14 protein-coding genes are annotated in these 20,028 nt (G+C 59.1%); 12 read left to right on the plus strand and 2 right to left on the minus strand.

The annotated features are described in order from the left end of the window. Nucleotides 1-2: 2 nt before the first annotated feature. Together B8746_RS02480 and B8746_RS02485 are read right to left on the minus strand one after the other, a co-directional pair. Nucleotides 3-890, minus strand: a complete 888-nt coding sequence (locus B8746_RS02480) for a class I SAM-dependent methyltransferase (RefSeq protein WP_084391642.1) — start codon at nt 888-890, stop codon at nt 3-5. After that, nucleotides 887-1,699, minus strand: coding sequence for a TrmH family RNA methyltransferase (locus B8746_RS02485; protein ID WP_084391643.1), 813 nt, complete (start codon nt 1,697-1,699; stop codon nt 887-889). Before B8746_RS02485 ends, B8746_RS02480 begins: the two co-directional genes overlap by 4 nt. 179 nt (nt 1,700-1,878) lie before the next feature. On the opposite strand from B8746_RS02485, the gene B8746_RS02490 reads away from it, so the two are divergent. The 12 genes from B8746_RS02490 (at nt 1,879) to tuf (ending at nt 20,025) form a co-directional block, all read left to right on the plus strand. Beyond that, nucleotides 1,879-3,201 carry a hypothetical protein gene (locus B8746_RS02490; RefSeq protein WP_084391644.1) on the plus strand — a complete coding sequence of 441 codons (1,323 nt, stop codon included), beginning with the start codon at nt 1,879-1,881 and terminating at the stop codon, nt 3,199-3,201. Between the two features lie 127 nt (nt 3,202-3,328). Further along, complete coding sequence (locus B8746_RS02495) at nt 3,329-4,171, plus strand: M48 family metallopeptidase (protein WP_158084518.1); 843 nt, start codon at nt 3,329-3,331, stop codon at nt 4,169-4,171. Nucleotides 4,172-4,381: 210 nt separating this feature from the next. Beyond that, nucleotides 4,382-4,825, plus strand: coding sequence for a 50S ribosomal protein L11 (gene rplK, locus B8746_RS02500; RefSeq protein ID WP_084391646.1), 444 nt, complete (start codon nt 4,382-4,384; stop codon nt 4,823-4,825). A gap of 5 nt (nt 4,826-4,830) precedes the next feature. Next, nucleotides 4,831-5,529 carry a 50S ribosomal protein L1 gene (gene rplA, locus B8746_RS02505; protein WP_084391647.1) on the plus strand — a complete coding sequence of 233 codons (699 nt, stop codon included), beginning with the start codon at nt 4,831-4,833 and terminating at the stop codon, nt 5,527-5,529. Between the two features lie 416 nt (nt 5,530-5,945). After that, entirely contained in the window at nt 5,946-6,461 is a 516-nt protein-coding gene (rplJ, locus tag B8746_RS02510; RefSeq protein WP_084391648.1) for a 50S ribosomal protein L10, read from the plus strand. Nucleotides 6,462-6,522: 61 nt separating this feature from the next. After that, entirely contained in the window at nt 6,523-6,900 is a 378-nt protein-coding gene (gene rplL / locus B8746_RS02515; RefSeq protein WP_084391649.1) for a 50S ribosomal protein L7/L12, read from the plus strand. Nucleotides 6,901-7,067: 167 nt separating this feature from the next. Then, nucleotides 7,068-11,195, plus strand: coding sequence for a DNA-directed RNA polymerase subunit beta (rpoB, locus tag B8746_RS02520; RefSeq protein WP_084391677.1), 4,128 nt, complete (start codon nt 7,068-7,070; stop codon nt 11,193-11,195). Between the two features lie 88 nt (nt 11,196-11,283). Further along, nucleotides 11,284-15,480 (plus strand): DNA-directed RNA polymerase subunit beta', encoded by a 4,197-nt coding sequence (gene rpoC / locus B8746_RS02525; protein ID WP_084391650.1) that lies wholly within the window; start codon nt 11,284-11,286, stop codon nt 15,478-15,480. Nucleotides 15,481-15,733: 253 nt separating this feature from the next. After that, a complete protein-coding gene (rpsL, locus tag B8746_RS02530) occupies nt 15,734-16,105 on the plus strand; it encodes a 30S ribosomal protein S12 (protein WP_018146782.1) in 372 nt (123 codons plus the stop codon). A gap of 12 nt (nt 16,106-16,117) precedes the next feature. After that, nucleotides 16,118-16,588: a 30S ribosomal protein S7 gene (gene rpsG / locus B8746_RS02535; protein ID WP_084391651.1), complete on the plus strand. Its 471-nt coding sequence runs from the start codon at nt 16,118-16,120 to the stop codon at nt 16,586-16,588. 47 nt (nt 16,589-16,635) lie between these two features. Then, nucleotides 16,636-18,756 (plus strand): elongation factor G, encoded by a 2,121-nt coding sequence (gene fusA, locus B8746_RS02540; RefSeq protein WP_084391652.1) that lies wholly within the window; start codon nt 16,636-16,638, stop codon nt 18,754-18,756. 78 nt (nt 18,757-18,834) lie between these two features. Next, nucleotides 18,835-20,025: an elongation factor Tu gene (tuf, locus tag B8746_RS02545; RefSeq protein ID WP_084391653.1), complete on the plus strand. Its 1,191-nt coding sequence runs from the start codon at nt 18,835-18,837 to the stop codon at nt 20,023-20,025. Nucleotides 20,026-20,028: the final 3 nt, after the last annotated feature.

The raw sequence follows: 20,028 nt of genomic DNA on the forward strand, positions 1-20,028 counted from the left end.
GATCAGTTGGCGCGCCAGCGCGCACAGATAGCGGTCGGAAGCATCCGGCCGCTTTTCTGTTCCGGGATAGCCATCTCGCCCATCTCGATTCGACCGCCGAAAGGCTCAAGGCGATCGCCGAGCGCTTGCGCCAGGGCAATGTGCGACAACCTCACGGCATAGGCGGTCAGGATGACGAAGAGCGGCTTATCGACCAGAAGATTGGCGACTTCGTCGAGCAGGCCGGGCAGGTCTTCCTCGAAGCGCCACGTCTCGTTCTTGGTGCCACGACCGAACTTCGGCGGGTCCAGCACGATCGCGTCGTACTTGTTCCCACGTCGGTTCTCACGCGACACGAACTTCATGGCGTCGTCCGCGATCCAGCGGATCGTCCGGTCCTGCAGGCCGGACATCTCCTGATGCTCCTTGCCGAAACCGTTCGATTTGGGACTGGCGTCGAGATGAACGACTTCAGCCCCGGCCTGCGCGCATGCAAGCGACATCATGCCCGTGTAGCCGAACAGGTTCAGCACTTTGGTCGAGTAGGGTGCCTTTCTTATCTGGTCTACAGCAAAGGCCCAGTGGACCGAGTGCTCCTGGAACAGGCCTAGGTGACGAAATGGCGTTCTGCGCGCATTGAACTTCAGGCCGTTCCATTCCATCGGCCAAGTGTCTGGCGCTTTCGGGTTGAGCTTGCGCCACTGGCCGCGTTCGTCATCGCCCGCCTTGGCATCGAAATGTGCGTCGGCCTTCCAGTCAGAGACCGGCTTGTGAGGCCTCCAGAAGGCCTGAGGGTCGGGGCGAATGATGCGCTGGTTGCCGAACCGTTCGAGCTTGAAGCCGTCGCCACTGTCGAGCAGGGCGTAATCGGTCCAGTTGTCGGCGAGGAAAAGCGTCTGCTCGTACTTCATGCGAAATCTCTCTGGCGCCACGCTTCATAGGTCATGATGGCAGTAGCTTGGGCGAGGTTGAGGCTGTCGGCACCGCCGCGCATGGGGATAAGACAGAGTGTGTCGCAGCGGGCTTCGACCGCCGGCGGGATACCCGCCTGTTCATTGCCCATCAGGATCACGGTCCCGCGTTTCATGTCGATCTCAGTGTGCCGGTGGGTCCCGTTCACGCTGGCCGCGACGGTGGCGAGCCCTGATTTGCTGGTCCACTGAGTGAACTCGTCAATCGAGCTGTGCGCGAATTGCACGTCAAAAATTGAGCCCATCGACGCGCGGACGGCCTCGACACTGAACGGATCGCAGCACTGGTTGATCAGGATCACGCCAGAAATGCCTGCGCAATCAGCAGTGCGCAGAATTGTCCCGAGATTGCCAGGGTCACGAACTTCATAGAGCCCAACCCATAAGTCCAGCGGTGCCGCCCGAAGGTCTGCTGGCGTCTGATGGCGTTGCCTGAAAGCCCCGATCACGGCTTGCGGATTATCCTTGCGGGCGATCTGTCCGGCGAGCCTGTCCGGCACCTGGACGACCCTCGCACCCGCCGATTTTGCCTTTGAAATCAGGGCGGGCATGAAGCCTCGCTCAGCACCCGACATGGACACAACCAGGCTATCGAGCGCCCAGCCGGCATCAAGGCCCTGCTCGACAAGGCGTGCCCCCTCTGCAAGGAAGAGACCGGTTTCTGAACGTACCTTCTTGCGCTCAAGGCCGCGCAGGGTCTTGATCAGCGGGTTGGAAGAACTGGAGATGATTTCCGGGTCGCTCGACATGCGCGGCGTTTAGCACAGACTTGCCTGAAAACAATTGATGCGGCATGCATCATGTTGCGTTAACCGGTCCAATTCGAAGGAAAGAGCCGCATTTACAGGGGACAGTGTCTCATCTTCGCCTTTTTCAGAACACGACTCATCTGTTTCTTAGGCGTCTCGATCAAGGAGCCGTTTTCAATATGGAATTCGTAATGGAATATATCTGGTTCGTGATGGGCGGCGCTGCTGTCCTTGCGTTCCTGCTGGCATGGATCATTCGTGGAGCCATGGGCGCGAGCAGCAAACGGCGTGCTTCCGTGGAGCGCGACATTGCCATCACCGAGCTGGAACAGGTGCGCGGCGAGCTGGACTCGCTCTATGCGGCCCAGCGCAAGCAGAGGGAGAGCGCGGCAGGGTCTTCCGAGTTTGCCGTCGAGATTCGAGAGCGAGACGAACAGATCCAGCGGATGGCGTCGGAACTGAGTGCAGCCAAGGCATCCCTGGCGTCGCTCAGGCAAGGCTCGCCGGCACAATCGGTCGAGGCGGCGCCTTCGGTCGACATGGAAGAGCTGCAGAACCTGCAGTCCCGCAATGCATATCTCGAGGAACGCGTTGGCGAGCTCGAAGCGAAAGTCCATGAGCTGGGTCAGGTAGCAGCAGAAACGCCCACAACGGCGACCGAGACCGGGGGGGAGTCCGACCGGGACAAGCTTGTCTGGCAGGTCAATTATCTGAAATCGCGCGTGGCTGCTCTTGAAGAACAGGTCGTTGAGGCAGCGCCCGCACCTCAAGCGGCACCGCCTCCGGCCCAGGCAGATACCAGCGCCACCGACGAAGAGCTGGCTCGCCTTCGCTGGCGGAACCGCTATCTCGAAGGCCGCCTTGCCTACTTTGAAGAAAGGCCAGACAGCGCAGAAGATGAGGCCATTGAGACGGCGTCTGAGCCGCTTGAAGTCGCTCAGGCGTCGCCAGCTACGCAGACGGAAGAGAAGATTGCAGACGACATCTCTGGTGATGAGGCGTCGGATGATGTGCCAGACGCAGACGTGTCGTCAATCGAAACTCAAGCCGAAGACAGCGATGAAGCCGAGGCGGACGTTCAGGAAGATGACGGCGTGCATCCGGCAGACAAGATGCTTGAAGCGCTCGATGCAAAGGACGCTGCCGAAACAGAGAGAGAGACCGTCAACGAGGTTGTTGAAGGCGATGCCGACGAGGCCGCTGAACTGGAGCAGGCTTCGGACGAGGAGGCTGAGGCTTCTGAGGGGGTGGAAGGTGTGCAACCTGCCGCGCTGGACAAGCCGAATGGTGAGCCGGATGACCTCACGCTCATCACCGGGATCGGCCCGCGCATTCAGACCATCCTCAATGATTATGGCATCTGGCATTTCTCCCAGATAGCGGAGTGGACCGACGACAATGAAATCTGGATCGACCGCCAGCTGAACTTTGCAGGACGGGTCAGCCGCGAAGGCTGGATCAATCAGGCGCGGGAACTGACAAGCGTCAATAGCGACTCCTAGACAGGCGACATCGGGCGTTTCAGCTTGCGTTCAGGTGACCTCGAAGAAAATCGAATTTCGATTGAACGAGATGCCGGTTAGGTGGTTAATGCTGGCAGACGAACACTTTTCCAAGCGGAGGCGGCAGATGCCAAAATTCACCAGAATAGCAGACGATACGGTGCAATCATCGACGAAGGTGAGCCTGTCCGGCCCCAGGAGTGGTGTGGCTAAAGCGATAATTGCAGCGGCTGCGATTGGCGGTGTCCTGCTGGCCGGTGCGAGCTGTACGACCAACCCGTATACCGGCGAAACGCAATTTGCGGCCTATAGCGATGATCAGCTTTCGCAACTGTCTGCGCAGGCCTGGCAGGAGTTGAAAACCGAAACCCCGACACTCAGCTCTGGCGCGCAGTATCAGCGTGTCCAGCGGGTCTGGAAGCGTGTCGCGGCGGCAACGCCAAAGGCAGGCGAAGCCTGGGACGTCCAGGTGTTTGATTCAGATCAGGTGAACGCTTTCGTGATGCCGGGAAACCGGGTCGGCGTTTACACGGGTTTGCTCAACATCGTCGAGAATGATGACCAACTCGCCGCTGTACTCGGTCACGAAGTTGCGCACGCCATTTACCGCCATGCCAATCAGCGCGCGACGCGGGCCGCTGCAGCATCAGCAGCGGTGCAGATCGGCGGCAGCGTATTGGCCGGCGGTTCGAATGGTGCCGTTAGCGCCGATCAGGTCAGCGCGCTCGGCAGTGTCGCAGCCAACCTGGGCGTGGTCCTGCCATACAGCCGCAATGCAGAGCTAGAGGCCGACCTGCGCGGTGTGGATTACATGCACGGTGCTGGTTATGACGCCGATGCGGCGGTCCGTCTCTGGGAAGTGATGGAAGCGGCAGGCGGGCAGCGGACAGCGGACTTCCTGTCGACCCACCCGAACCCGCAATACCGGCGCGAACAGATTCGCCAGTACATCCAGCAAAAGGGCTATTGATCCTGCGGACTGCAATCAGTTCGAACTGACCCGGTGGGCTTGACCTGCCGGGTCTTTTCGTGTGTATGCCGCGCTTCGCTCCTTATGGGGCGGACTTCCTGTGGGAAGTGCCGGTGAAGCAAGACCATTGCCGGGCTGTACCACGGGACCTCAATTGAACGGCGGCCGGATCGAAAGACCACCGGCCCGAGATAAGCCAGAGAGGACATCATGGCGAAGAAACTCCTGGGGCAACTCAAGCTCCAGATTCCGGCCGGTGCGGCCAACCCGTCTCCTCCTGTTGGTCCGGCGCTCGGTCAGCGCGGCATCAACATCATGGAATTCTGTAAGGCCTTCAACGCGAAGACCGAGAAGATGGAGAAGGGCCTGCCGATCCCGGTTGTGATCGACTACTATCAGGACAAGTCCTTTACCTTTGTCACCAAGACGCCGCCTGCTAGCGTGCTTCTGAAGAAGGCCGCTGGCCTCAAGATCGGCAAGCCGAATTCCGGCGCAAAGCATCCTGGCAAGGATGTGGCCGGCAAGGTCACCGAAAAACAGTGCCGTGAGATTGCTGAGATCAAGATGCCGGACCTGAATGCTAACGACCTCGATGCAGCCACGGAGATCATCAAAGGCTCCGCGCGCTCCATGGGTCTCGATGTGGTGGGTTAAGACAGATGGCACACGGAAAAAGATATCGTTCAGCCGCTGAAACCGTCGAAGCCGAAAAGGCCTATGGCGTGTCCGAGGCGATCAAGCTGGTAAAGTCCAATGCGACGTCCAAATTCGATGAAACCATCGAAATTGCCGTCAATCTCGGCGTTGATCCGAAATATGCTGACCAGATGGTTCGCGGCATGGTCTCGCTGCCATCGGGCACTGGCAAGGATGTCCGCGTTGCTGTGTTCGCCCGCGACGCGAAAGCCGAAGAAGCCAAGAAGGCTGGCGCAGATTTCGTCGGCGCTGAAGATCTCATGGAAGAGATCCAGAATGGCAAGATGGACTTCGACCGCGTCATTGCGACCCCTGACATGATGGCCATCGTTGGCCGTCTCGGTAAGGTTCTCGGCCCGCGCGGCCTGATGCCGAACCCGAAAGTTGGAACGGTCACACCGAATGTCGGCCAGGCCGTCAAGGATGCCAAGGGTGGTTCCGTCGAATTCCGCGTCGAGAAGATGGGCATCGTCCATGCCGGTATCGGCAAGGCGAGCTTCACCGAAGATGCGCTGGAAAAGAACTTGAAGGCCTTCATCGCGGCGCTGGTCAAGGCGCGTCCGTCCGGCGCCAAGGGTACCTATGTGAAGAAGGTCGCAGTGTCGTCCACAATGGGCCCGGGTGTCCAGGTTGACACCGCCGAGGCGATTGCCGCCGACTAGGCCTTCCAAGACTGAAACACTGTGGTTGCCCGGGCCCCAAAGGCCCGGGCGATTGCTTTTTTGAAGACTCCGAACTATCTTCGTCACAAAGCAGGCAACCAAGCCTAGCGGCGATGACATTTTCTGCCGTCGAGGGGTTGCGGCTCGTTAATTTCCGCGTTAACAGGCTCGGCTCGACGGGAGGTCGCCGAATTGGTTTCGGGGAACTCCCGTTTTCCTGTCCAAGACCATGGGTGGTGCCGCAAGGTGCAGAAATCCCATGATAGACGGGGTAGGCGACTATCGAGGTGACCAGATCATGTTCTGGTTGTTCGACTTCGTCAGGCCCTGGGCAGGCGCTGGAGGCGGCCGTCGGTCGTTGAAGGCGATTTCCCGGGCGCCCGGATGGGCCGGACGCCTTTTACTGGAGTACCGTAATGGATAAAGCTGGAAAGCAGGCGGCGCTCGCGGAACTCGAAGGTGTTTTCGAGACCTCCGGTGCAGTGATCGTCACGCATTATACCGGTTTGAGCGTTGCGGAGATGACGGGGCTTCGTGCCAAGCTCGGTGAGCATGGCGGGAAGCTCAAAGTGGTCAAGAACCGGATTGCCAAGATTGCCCTCGGTGGCAAGGGCGGCGATGCGGCGGCGGACCTTTTCAAAGGCCAGGTGGCCATCGCCTACGCAGAAGACCCAACGGTCCCTGCAAAAGCGACCACCGAATTTGCCAAAGACAATGACAAGCTCAAACTCATCGGTGCCATCATGGGCGATGAGGCAATGGACGCATCGGGTGTGGAAGCACTCTCGAAGCTGCCATCGCGCGAAGAGCTGATTGCAACTGTTGTGGCCCGCCTCACGGGTCAGGCAAGCCAGATTGCCCAGCGCGTTACAGCGCCTGGTTCTCAGCTTGCGGGTGCGATCAACGTCATTGGCGAACAGGCAGCAGCCTAGGTCAGACACTGAACGCAAAACCAGAACACCTCAGAACCTCTAAAGAAAGTCGAACAGACAAATGGCAGATATTGCAAAACTCGGTGACGAACTTCTCGGTCTCACCATTCTCGAAGCCAAAGAGCTCAATGATTACCTCGAAGAGCGTGGCATCAAAGCCGCTGCAGCTGTTGCTGTTGCTGGTCCTGCAGGCGGCGGCGACGCCGGCGCGGCAGCTGAAGAGAAAGACGAATTCGACGTTGTCCTCGTGGATGGCGGCGACAAGAAAATCAACGTCATCAAGGTCGTGCGCGAAGTCGTGTCCGGTCTTGGCCTGAAAGAAGCCAAGGACCTCGTCGAGAGTGCTCCGAAGCCGATCAAGGAAGGCGTGTCCAAGGACGAGGCTGAAGAGCTCAAGAAGAAGTTCGAAGAAGCCGGCGCCAAGGTCGAAATCAAGTAAGCCGTCTGGCTTGCTTTCACGAAATCGTGTCTGCGCGAGGCGCGATTTCAGTAGATTAAATGCGCGGCGGGACCTTTCTGGTCCTGCCGCGTGCTCGCGTTTCAGGTGGCAAGCTGCCTGAGGCCTCTGTTGAACAAGAGGTCCAGCAGCAAGAAACGGAACTAAAGATGGCTCTTTCTTTCACGGAAAAAAAACGTATCCGCAAATCCTTCGGTCGTATTCCCGAAGCCATCGACATGCCAAACCTCATCGAAGTGCAGCGCTCCTCCTACGAGCAATTCCTGCAAATGAACACGCCGCTCGCGGAGCGGACGGATGATGGCCTCGGCGGTGTCTTTAAAAGCGTCTTCCCAATCGTTGACTTCAACGAACGCGCAACTCTCGAATATGTCTCTTACGAATTCGAACCCCCCAAATTTGATGTTCAGGAGTGCATGCAGCGTGACCTGACCTACGCAGCGCCGCTGAAAGTGCGGCTGCAGCTGGTCGTCTTTGATATCGATGAAGACACGGGCGCCAAATCCATCAAGGAAGTCAAGGAACAGGAAGTCTATCTCGGTGACATCCCGCTGATGACCGACAAGGGTACGTTCATCGTGAACGGCACCGAGCGCGTCATCGTTTCCCAGATGCACCGTTCACCGGGTGTCTTCTTCGACCACGACCGTGGCAAGACCCACTCATCCGGCAAGCTGCTCTTCGCGGCCCGGATCATCCCTTACCGTGGCTCCTGGCTCGACTTCGAGTTCGACGCAAAGGACATCCTGAACATCCGTGTCGACCGCAAGCGCAAGCTGCCGGCGACGACGATGCTCTATGCGCTTGGCTATGACACCGACGAGATTATCGATCTCTTCTATACTCGTTCGGTTTACCGACTTGACAAGAAGGGCTGGATCATCGGGTACCGCGCTGAGTCCTGGAAGGGCCAGAAGCCGGACTTCGATCTTGTTGACGCGAAAACTGGCAAGGTCGTGGCGCCGGCAGGCCGCAAGATTACAGCGCTCGCTGCCAAGCGCATTGCTGAGGGCGGTACGGACGAGCTTCTCGTTCCTTCGACCGCTCTCGAGGGCAAGTTCCTTGGCCGTGATATCGTCAACCGCGAGACGGGTGAGATTTACGGCGAAGCCGGTGACCTGCTTGAAGAGGAGCTCGTTGCCGAGCTGCGCGAGCAGGGCCAGAAGTCAATTGAAGTTCTCAACATTGACGGCGGCGATCGTGGTCCATGGCTGCGCAACACGCTGAAAGCTGACAAGAACGAGACGCGCTTCGAGGCGCTGTCTGACATCTATCGCGTCATGCGTCCTGGTGAGCCACCCACCCAGGAAGCTGCAGAAGCGCTGTTTGGTCAGCTCTTCTTCGATAGCGAGCGCTACGATCTTTCCGCGGTCGGCCGCGTGAAGATGAACATGCGCCTCAACATGGCGCTGGACGGCTATGAGCCCGCTGCGGACGATGTGCGCATCCTGCGCAAGGATGACATTGTCGGCGTCATGAAGGTTATTCTCGACCTGAAGGATGGCAAGGGCGAGGTCGATGATATCGACAATCTCGGTAACCGCCGGGTCCGCTCGGTCGGCGAGCTGATGGAGAACAATTACCGCATTGGTCTCGTGCGCATGGAGCGCGCGATCAAGGAGCGTATGTCGTCTGTCGATATCGACACGGTCATGCCGCATGACCTGATCAATGCGAAACCGGTTGTGGCATCCGTCCGCGAATTCTTCGGTTCCTCTCAGCTGTCTCAGTTCATGGACCAGACGAACCCGCTTTCGGAAATCACGCACAAGCGTCGCCTTTCGGCACTTGGCCCGGGCGGTCTCACCCGTGAGCGCGCAGGCTTCGAAGTGCGCGACGTTCACCCGACCCATTATGGCCGGATCTGCCCGATTGAGACGCCGGAAGGCCCGAACATCGGGCTGATCAACTCGCTCGCAACCCATGCACGTGTGAACAAGTATGGTTTCATTGAAAGTCCATACCGCAAGGTGGAAAAGGGTAAGCTGACGACTGAGGTGGTCTACCTGTCGGCGATGGAAGAGCACCGCTATGCGATCGCTCAGGCCAATGCCACGGTCAACGACAATGGCGAGCTTGAGAACGAGTTCGTCAACGCCCGCGTCAACGGCGAAGCGACGCTCGTTCCGCGCGAAGAGGTGGAATATATGGATGTGTCGCCGAAGCAGGTTGTTTCGGTGGCTGCAGCTCTCATTCCGTTCCTTGAAAACGACGACGCCAACCGCGCCCTGATGGGGTCGAACATGCAGCGCCAGGCAGTGCCGCTCGTTCGCTCCGAAGCGCCATTTGTCGGTACCGGCATGGAAGCTGTTGTGGCGCGCGACAGCCGCGCGGCTGTCGTGGCTCGCCGTTCCGGCGTGGTTGAACAGGTCGACGCGACCCGTATCGTGGTTCGGGCAACCGAAGACATCGACTCGGCCAAGTCAGGCGTCGATATCTATCGCCTGTCCAAGTTCCGTCGTTCGAACCAGAATTCGTGCATCAATCAGCGCCCCATCGTGCGCGTGGGCGATGAAGTGAAAGCGAATGACATCATTGCGGACGGCCCGTCCACCGATCTTGGTGAGCTGGCGCTTGGTCGCAACGTGCTCGTCGCATTCATGCCGTGGAACGGCTACAACTTCGAAGACTCTATCCTGATCTCCGAGCGCATTGTGAAAGACGACGTCTTCACGTCAATCCACCTCGAAGAGTACGAGATTGCGGCTCGCGATACCAAGCTCGGCCCGGAAGAGATCACCCGCGACATTCCGAACGTCGGCGAGGAAGCCCTTCGTAACCTCGACGAAGCCGGTATTGTGGCTGTTGGTGCCGAAGTGAAGGCTGGTGACATTCTCGTCGGCAAGGTCACGCCGAAAGGTGAGAGCCCGATGACGCCGGAAGAGAAGCTCCTCCGCGCCATCTTCGGTGAAAAGGCGTCTGACGTTCGTGACACCTCCCTGCGTGTTCCTCCGGGCGGCGCTGGCACGGTCGTCGAAGTCCGCGTCTTCAACCGTCACGGCATCGACAAGGACCAGCGCGCGCTCCAGATCGAGCGTGAGCAGATTGAGCAGCTTCAGGAAGATAAGGAAGACGAACAGAATATCCTTGAGCGCAACACGTTTGCGCGTCTGAAGGAACTGCTCGTCGGCAAGGAAGCTGCGGCTGGCCCGAAAGGCTTCAAGACCGGCAAGATCACCGAAGCGTCGCTGGAGGAAATCCGCGAGTCTCTCTGGTGGGACATCGCCCTGAAGTCCGAGAAAGCCCAAGGCGAGCTCGACCAGCTTCAGAGCCGTTTCGAAGAGTCGCTGCGTGAGCTCGAAGCTCGTTTCAATGACAAGGTCGACAAGGTCCAGCGCGGCGACGACCTGCCGCCGGGCGTGATGAAGGTTGTCAAGGTCTTCCTGGCCGTGAAGCGCAAGCTTCAGCCGGGCGACAAGATGGCTGGCCGACACGGCAACAAGGGTGTGATTTCCAAGATCAACCCGGCTGAAGACATGCCATTCCTGGAAGATGGCACGCCTGTCGACATCGTGCTCAATCCGCTCGGCGTGCCGTCACGGATGAACGTTGGCCAGATTCTCGAAACCCATATGGGCTGGGCCTCCAACGGTCTTGGTCGCATCGTCCAGAACGCTCTGGATGAGTGGCACGAGAACCATGACACCAAGGCGCTGCGCGAGACTGTTCAGATGGTCTACGGCCAGGAAGAAGAGATTCCGGAAACCGACGACGAGATCGTGGAACTGGCGTCCAACCTCGGCAATGGTGTTCCGATTGCGACGCCGGTTTTCGATGGTGCGCGTGAAAGCGACATCGTCGAAATGCTGGAGCGGGCAGGGTTGCACTCTTCCGGTCAGGTGACGTTGTATGATGGCCGTACCGGTGAAGCCTTCAAGCGTCCGGTCACTGTGGGCTACAAGTATCTGCTCAAGCTCCACCACCTGGTGGACGAGAAGATCCACGCCCGTTCGACCGGTCCATACTCGCTCGTTACGCAGCAACCGCTGGGCGGCAAGGCCCAGTTTGGTGGCCAGCGCTTCGGCGAAATGGAAGTCTGGGCCCTGGAAGCGTATGGCGCTGCCTACACGCTGCAGGAAATGCTGACCGTCAAGTCGGATGACACTGCTGGTCGTGCGAAAGTCTATGAAGCAATCGTACGCGGTGATGACACCTTCGAGGCCGGTATTCCGGAAAGCTTCAACGTCCTGATCAAGGAAATGCGCTCACTCGGCCTCAACGTCGAGCTGATCGAAGCCAATGAGGATGACGATGATGCGCCAGTGGCGGCCGAATAGGCCGCCGCAGGTGAACCAAGTCGAGTTGAACTGATTTTTATCCAGACCGGGCCTGGCCCGGTCGCACCCCTCCCGAGGAGCGGAAAATATGCGCCAAGACGTCGCCAGCATCTTCAACAATAACGCCCCAGCCCCAAGCTTTGAGGCGATCAAGATTTCCATTGCCAGCCCGGACAAGATCCGGTCCTGGTCGTCCGGCGAAATCAAGAAGCCGGAAACCATCAATTACCGGACCTTCAAGCCAGAGCGTGAAGGCCTGTTCTGTGCCCGCATCTTTGGCCCGATCAAGGACTATGAGTGTCTGTGCGGTAAATATAAGCGCATCAAATATCGCGGCATTGTCTGTGAGAAGTGCGGCGTTGAAGTCACCCTCGCAAAGGTTCGCCGCGAGCGCATGGGGCACATCGACCTTGCTGCGCCTGTTGCGCATATCTGGTTCCTGAAATCGCTTCCGTCCCGGATTTCGACCCTTCTCGACATGGCGCTTAAGGAAGTCGAGCGCGTGCTCTACTTCGAAAGCTATGTCGTCATCGAGCCAGGCCTGACGCCGCTCGAGCCGAACCAGCTCCTCACTGAAGAGGAGTATATGGAAGCTCAGGACGAGCACGGCGAAGATGCTTTCACCGCCATGATCGGTGCTGAGGCCATCCGCGAACTGCTTCGTGCCCTCGACCTGGAAACGCTGGCTGACCAGCTACGCGACGATCTGGCCGAGTCCACCTCCGAGCTGAAAACCAAGAAGTACTCCAAGCGTCTGAAAGTCGTTGAGGCCTTCCTCGCATCCGGCGCCAAGCCAGAATGGATGATCATGACGATTGTTCCGGTCATCCCGCCGGATCTTCGTCCGCTTGTCCCGCTGGATGGTGGTCGCTTTGCGACCTCTGACCTTAACGACCTCTATCGCCGTGTGATCAACCGGAACAACCGCCTGAAGCGCCTTATGGAACTTCGCGCGCCGGACATCATCATCCGGAACGAGAAGCGCATGCTTCAAGAGTCGGTTGATGCCCTGTTCGACAATGGCCGCCGTGGCCGCACGATCACCGGCACCAACAAGCGTCCGCTGAAGTCGCTCTCTGACATGCTGAAGGGTAAGCATGGCCGCTTCCGCCAGAACTTGCTCGGCAAGCGCGTCGACTATTCGGGCCGTTCGGTCATCGTCGTTGGCCCAAACATGAAGCTGCATGAGTGCGGCCTTCCGAAGAAGATGGCGCTCGAGCTGTTCAAGCCGTTCATCTATGCGCGCCTCGATGCAAAAGGTCTCGCCGGCACGGTGAAGGCTGCGAAGAAGCTCGTCGAGAAAGAAAAGCCCGAAGTCTGGGATATCCTCGAAGAAGTCATTCGCGAGCACCCGGTTCTCCTGAACCGCGCGCCAACGCTTCACCGCCTTGGTATCCAGGCGTTCGAGCCGAAACTCATCGAAGGCAAGGCGATCCAGCTTCACCCGCTCGTCTGTGCAGCGTTCAACGCTGACTTCGACGGTGACCAGATGGCCGTTCACGTCCCGCTTTCACTGGAAGCCCAGCTGGAAGCGCGCGTACTGATGATGTCGACGAATAACATCCTCTCGCCGGCCAATGGCAAGCCGATCATCGTTCCATCGCAGGACATCATTCTCGGCCTCTATTACCTGTCGCTCGACAAGGACAATGAGCCAGGCGAAGGCATGGCGATTTCCGACGTTGCCGAGCTTGAGCACGCCCTCAACAGCGGCAAACTCTCGCTACACGCCAAGATAAAGGCGCGCTTCGAAGGCGTCGACGAAGAAGGCAATGAAGAGGTTCGCGTCATCGATACGACGCCGGGCCGCTACATGATCGCTTCGCTCCTGCCAAAGATGAAGGGCATGCGACCTGAAGTCGTCAACGACCTGATGACCAAGAAGGCCATCTCGAAACTGATCGACGAGGTCTACCGGAACTGCGGCCAGAAGGCGACGGTCATCTTCTGTGACCAACTGATGGGTCTCGGTTTCCGCGAAGCGTGCAAGGCCGGCATTTCCTTCGGCAAGGACGACATGAAGATCCCTGCGGCGAAAGCCAAGCTGGTTGAAGAGACCCGCGAGCAGGTGTCCGAATATGAGCGTCAGTATGCGGAAGGTCTCATCACTCGCGGTGAGAAGTACAACAAGGTGGTCGACGCCTGGTCGACCTGTACTGACAAAGTTGCCGATGCGATGATGGATGCAGCCGGTGAAGCTGCCATCGACAAGAAGACCGGCCGCATGGAAGAGACGAATTCCGTCTTCATGATGGCCCACTCCGGTGCACGTGGTTCGAAGAACCAGATGAAGCAGCTTGCTGGCATGCGCGGCCTGATGGCCAAGCCATCGGGCGAGATCATCGAGACGCCGATCGTGTCGAACTTCAAGGAAGGCCTGACCGTCCTTGAGTACTTTAACTCGACCCACGGCGCTCGTAAGGGTCTTGCCGATACGGCTCTGAAGACGGCGAACTCCGGTTACCTGACCCGCCGCCTCGTTGATGTTGCCCAGGATTGTATCGTCAACGAAGACGATTGCGGAACCGACAAGGGCATCCAGATCGGAGCGGTCATGGAAGGTGCAGACGTGGTCGTGCCGCTGTCTGAGCGTATCCTTGGCCGGACCGTTGGCGAAGACGTCAAGAACCCGAAAACGGAAGAACTTATCTGCCCGGCCAATACCTATGTTGACGAAGCGCTTGCGCTCGCCATTGAGGAAGCTGGCGTAGATGAGGTCAAGGTTCGCTCGCCGCTGACCTGTGAAACCAAGATCGGTGTCTGTGTCGCATGTTACGGCCGTGACCTGGCTCGCGGTACGATCGTCAATCGCGGCGAAGCGATCGGCGTCATCGCGGCTCAGTCGATCGGTGAGCCGGGCACGCAGCTGACCATGCGGACCTTCCACATCGGTGGTGCTGCAACGGTTGCTGAAGAAAGCTCCGTCGAGGCGGCGTTCGAAGGCAAGATCAAGTTCGACAATGGCGAAACGGTCACCAAGACGGACAAGACCCTGGTGGTCGTCGGTCGCCAGATGGCAGTCTCGGTGGTCGATGCTGACGGCCGCACCCGCCAGACCTTCAAGCCTGGTTACGGTACGCGCCTGCACGTCAAGGACGGTGCCAAGGTCAAGCCGGGCGACAAGCTTGCTGACTGGGATCCGTTCGCGCAGCCGCTCGTCTCGGAAATTCCGGGTGTCGCCAAGCTTATCGACGTGGTCGATGGCATGACGGCTCGCGACGAGACCGACGAAGCAACGGGCATCTCATCCCGCGTGATCGTCGATTATCGCGGCAGCAAGGGTAATGATTTGCGCCCATCCGTTCTCATCGTTGATGAGAAGGGCGAAGCCAAGACCCTGCCGAATGGTACAGAGGCCCGCTACCTGCTTTCGCCAGGTGCCATTCTCTCTGTCAATGACGGCGACGAAATCGGGGCGGGTGACAGCCTTGCGCGGACCGCAACCGGCGGTGCGAAGACCAAGGACATTACGGGTGGTCTGCCACGCGTGGCCGAACTCTTCGAAGCGCGTCGTCCGAAGGACAATGCTGTCATCGCTGATATTGATGGCCGCGTGTCCTATCTGCGCGACTACAAGAACAAGCGGAAGATCGCGATCATTCCGGAAGAAGAGGGTGCCGAAGCGGTCGATTACCTCGTTCCGAAAAACAAGCGCATTTCGTTCCAGGATGGTGACTTCATCCGCCGCGGTGAATACCTCGTGGACGGTAACCCGGCGCCTCAGGACATTCTGAGCTCGCTCGGTATCGAAGCGCTGGCTGATTACCTCGTCGATGAAGTCCAGAAAGTGTACCGCCTGCAAGGCGTGCCGATCAACGACAAGCACATCGAGGTGATCGTTCGCCAGATGCTGCAGAAGATCGAGATCACCGATCCTGGCACGACGACCCTCCTCAAGGGCGAACATGTCGACCTGCTGGAACTGGAAGAGGCCAATGCGGCCGTTCGCCGGTCCCGCAAGCAGGATCAGCGCGAGGCAACGGGCGTTCCGGTGCTGCTTGGTATCACCAAGGCATCGCTGCAGACCCGCAGCTTCATTTCGGCAGCTTCCTTCCAGGAAACGACCCGCGTGCTCACCGAAGCCGCCCTGCAGGGCAAGATGGACACGCTGGAAGGCCTCAAGGAGAACGTCATCGTCGGCCGGCTCATTCCGGCTGGTACGGGCGGTGGCATGCGGAACTTCCGCCGCATCGCCGGTCAGCGCGACGCCAAGCTCCGTGCGAAGCGTCGTCAGGCCGCCGAGGAGGCCGCAGCCGCTCTGCCAGCGCCTGACGCAGCAGAGTAGTTGCAGCTGGAGAGGCCTTGATCGCAGCCGTCACCGTCGAGGACACTTGACGTGAAGGTCGCAGGGTCTTAACACGCGCCGAACGCTGGCTGAGCCGATCTTCGCGGTCGGTTCCCGCGGCCCGGAATTGGGTGCCGCAAGGCTGGCATAGTACGGAATTGATGGTCCGGTGGGTCAATTCGTGGCCCAACCGGGCTATCTTGGTTTGAACTGGTCCGATGGGGCCACGAGAGAAAGAAGTCAAAAGGCCCTCATGCCCACGATTCAACAGCTGATCCGCAACCCGCGCAAGCCAAAGCCCGCGCGGTCCAAGACCCCCGCCCTCAAAGGCAATCCGCAACGCCGTGGCGTCTGCACGCGCGTCTATACAACGACGCCGAAGAAGCCGAACTCGGCCCTTCGTAAAGTGGCCAAGGTCCGCCTGACCACCGGGTTTGAATCGCTGTGCTATATTCCGGGCGAAGGCCATAACCTGCAGGAGCACTCCGTCGTGCTCATTCGCGGCGGTCGTGTGAAGGACCTTCCGGGTGTGCGCTATCACATCCTGCGTGGTGTCCTCGATACCCAGGGCGTCAAGAACCGTAAGCAACGCCGTTCGCATTACGGCGTGAAGAAACCGAAATAAGGGCTGCCAGTCATGTCACGTCGTCACCGCGCTGAGAAACGCCAGGTCCTTCCGGATCCGAAGTTCAAAGACATCATCATCACCAAGTTCATGAACCAGATCATGCAGGACGGTAAGAAGTCGACCGCCGAGCGTATCGTTTATGGTGCATTCGACCTGGTCGAGGAAAAGGCCAAGAAAGACCCTGTGGAAGTGTTCCACTCGGCCCTTGAAGCCATTTCGCCTTCCGTTGAAGTGCGCTCGCGCCGCGTTGGTGGTGCGACCTATCAGGTTCCTGTCGAGGTGCGCCCAGAGCGCCGCCAGGCTCTTGCTATCCGCTGGCTCGCTTCTGCAGCAAGCTCGCGCAATGAAAACACGATGCGTGAGCGTCTCGCTGGTGAGCTGCTGGATGCGTCGCAAGGCCGTGGTACTGCTGTGAAGAAGCGTGAAGACACGCACCGCATGGCGGAAGCCAACCGCGCCTTCTCCCACTACCGCTGGTAATCCCACTTTCATCGTTCCTCCCGGAACCAGACAATAAAGGTAATCCCATGGCCCGCGAATATCCGCTGGAGCGTTATCGTAACTTTGGCATCATGGCGCACATCGATGCCGGCAAGACGACGACGACCGAGCGCATCCTGTTCTATACCGGCAAGTCCCACAAGATCGGCGAAGTCCATGACGGCGCTGCAACCATGGACTGGATGGAGCAGGAGCAGGAGCGCGGAATCACGATTACCTCCGCTGCGACGACCACGTTCTGGGAGCGCACTGAGGACGGCAAGACGGCGCTTTCGCCGAAATTCCGCTTCAACATCATTGACACGCCAGGGCACGTTGACTTCACCATTGAGGTCGAGCGTTCGCTGGCTGTTCTCGACGGCGCTGTCTGTGTGCTTGACGCTAACGCAGGTGTTGAGCCTCAGACCGAGACTGTCTGGCGTCAGGCTGACCGCTACAAGGTCCCGCGTATCGTGTTCGTCAACAAGATGGACAAGACCGGCGCGGACTTCTTCAATTGCGTGAAGATGATCAAGGAGCGCACGGGCGCCCAGCCTGCTCCAATCCAGCTGCCAATCGGTGCTGAGAACGAACTTGAAGGCCATGTCGACCTGCTCACCATGAAGGAATGGGTGTGGGAAGGTTCTGACCTCGGCGCGAGCTGGGTTCTCAAGGACGTCCGCGACAGCCTCAAGGCCAAGGCTGAAGAAATGCGTGCCGAGCTCGTCGAGATTGCTGTCGAGCAGGATGAGGAAGCCATGGAAGCGTATCTGGAAGGCAATGAGCCTGATGTCGATACGCTGCGCAAGCTTATCCGCAAGGGTACGCTCTCCATGTCATTCGTGCCGGTGCTCGCTGGTTCTGCGTTCAAGAACAAGGGCGTCCAGCCGATGCTGAACGCTGTGGTCGACTATCTTCCGGGCCCGCTCGACGTGCCTGCCTATATGGGCTTCAAGCCGGGCGACGAGGACGAAGTTCGCAACATTGCGCGTCACGCCGACGATGCCGAGCCGTTCTCCGGCCTCGCCTTCAAGATCATGAACGATCCGTTCGTCGGCTCGCTCACCTTTGTTCGTATCTATTCCGGTACGATCAACAAGGGTGGCTCGATGCTGAACTCAACCAAGGGGAAGCAGGAGCGCATCGGTCGGATGATGATGATGCACTCGAACAACCGCGAGGAAATCGAGGAAGCGTTTGCCGGCGACATCATCGCGCTTGCCGGTCTCAAGGAAACCACGACGGGCGACACGCTTTGCGACAAGTCGAGCCCTGTCGTTCTCGAAACCATGACCTTCCCGGATCCGGTTATCGAGATTGCCGTCGAGCCGAAGTCGAAGGCTGACCAGGAAAAGATGTCCATCGGCCTGCAGCGTCTTGCTGCCGAAGACCCATCCTTCCGCGTCGAGACCGACATCGAGTCCGGTCAGACCATCATGAAGGGCATGGGCGAGCTTCACCTCGACATTCTCGTTGACCGCCTGAAGCGCGAATTCAAGGTCGAAGCGAATATCGGTCAGCCGCAGGTTGCCTATCGCGAAGCCCTCGGCCGCGCAGCAGAGATCAACTACACCCACAAGAAGCAGTCGGGTGGTTCTGGTCAGTTCGCTGAGGTCAAGATCCAGTTCGAGCCGCTCGAAGCCGGTTCCGGTTTCGTGTTCGAGAGCGCCATCGTTGGTGGTTCGGTGCCGAAGGAATACATTCCGGGCGTCCAGAAAGGTCTCGAGCAGGCCAAGGAAAACGGTCTTCTGGCTGGCTATCCTGTGACTGACTTCAAGGCGGTTCTCGTCGACGGCAAGTTCCACGACGTTGACTCCTCTGTCCTCGCCTTCGAAATTGCTGCCCGCGCAGCCTTCCGCGAGCTGAAAGGCCCGGGCGATCCGAAGCTGATGGAGCCTGTAATGAAGGTCGAAGTCATCACGCCTGAAGAATATATGGGCGATGTGATTGGCGACCTGAACTCCCGTCGCGGCCAAATCCAGGGCTCGAGCCCTCGCGGCAATGCCGTCGCGATTGGAGCCTTCGTGCCGCTGGTGAACATGTTCGGTTACGTGTCCAACCTGCGCGGCATGTCTCAGGGCCGTGCCCAGTTCACCATGCAGTTCGATCATTATGCTGAAGTGCCGAAGGCAGAAGCGCAGAAGATCGTCCAGGACCTGGCAGGCTAAGTGCCGCACTGAACGCCTGACGGGCTATCAACGTCGGGCGAGAACTGAAGTTTGAGTTTGAAGTGAAGGAGAGGCCCCATGGCCAAGGAGAAGTTTGAGCGGAACAAGCCGCACGTGAACATTGGCACGATCGGCCACGTTGACCACGGCAAGACGACGTTGACGGCAGCGATCACGATGACGATGGCGGAGACCTATGGCGGTGCGGCGAAGTCCTATGCGGACATCGACAATGCGCCAGAAGAGAAGGCCCGCGGCATCACCATCAACACCGCGCACGTCGAGTATGAGACTGAGAACCGTCACTATGCGCACGTCGACTGCCCGGGTCACGCTGACTATGTGAAGAACATGATCACGGGTGCGGCGCAGATGGACGGCGCGATCCTGGTTGTGAACGCTGCTGACGGCCCGATGCCGCAGACGCGCGAGCACATCCTGCTGGCCCGCCAGGTTGGCGTTCCTGCGCTTGTTGTGTTCCTGAACAAGGTCGACCAGGTCGATGATGAAGAGCTTCTCGAGCTCGTCGAGATGGAAGTTCGTGAGCTTCTGTCCTCCTACGACTTCCCGGGCGACGACATTCCGATCGTTGCCGGTTCTGCGCTGGCCGCTGTTGAAGGCCGCGACGCGAACATCGGCAAGGACAAGATCATCGAGCTGATGGCCGCTGTCGACGAGTACATCCCGACGCCAGAGCGTCCGCTGGACAAGCCGTTCCTGATGCCGGTCGAGGACGTGTTCTCGATCTCCGGCCGCGGTACGGTTGTGACCGGCCGTGTGGAGCAGGGCATCATCAAGGTTGGCGAGGAAGTCGAGATTGTCGGCATCCGCGACACGCAGAAGACGACGGTTACCGGCGTCGAGATGTTCCGCAAGCTGCTCGACCAGGGCCAGGCCGGCGACAATATCGGCGCGCTGATCCGCGGTATCGACCGTGAAGGCGTCGAGCGTGGCCAGGTGCTGTGTAAGCCAGGTTCAATCACGCCGCACACGACGTTCGAGGCAGAAGCCTACATCCTGACCAAGGAAGAGGGTGGCCGTCACACGCCATTCTTCACCAACTACCGTCCACAATTCTACTTCCGTACGACGGACGTGACGGGTGTTGTGAAGCTTCCAGCGGACAAGGAAATGGTTCTGCCAGGCGACAACGTCAAAATGGAAGTCGAGCTCATCGCGCCGATTGCCATGGACCAGGGCCTGCGCTTCGCCATCCGCGAAGGCGGCCGCACCGTCGGTGCAGGCGTCGTCTCCAGCGTGACGAAGTAAGAC

Origin of the sequence: Henriciella pelagia (assembly GCF_002088945.1) — a bacterium.
Lineage (GTDB): Bacteria > Pseudomonadota > Alphaproteobacteria > Caulobacterales > Hyphomonadaceae > Henriciella > Henriciella pelagia.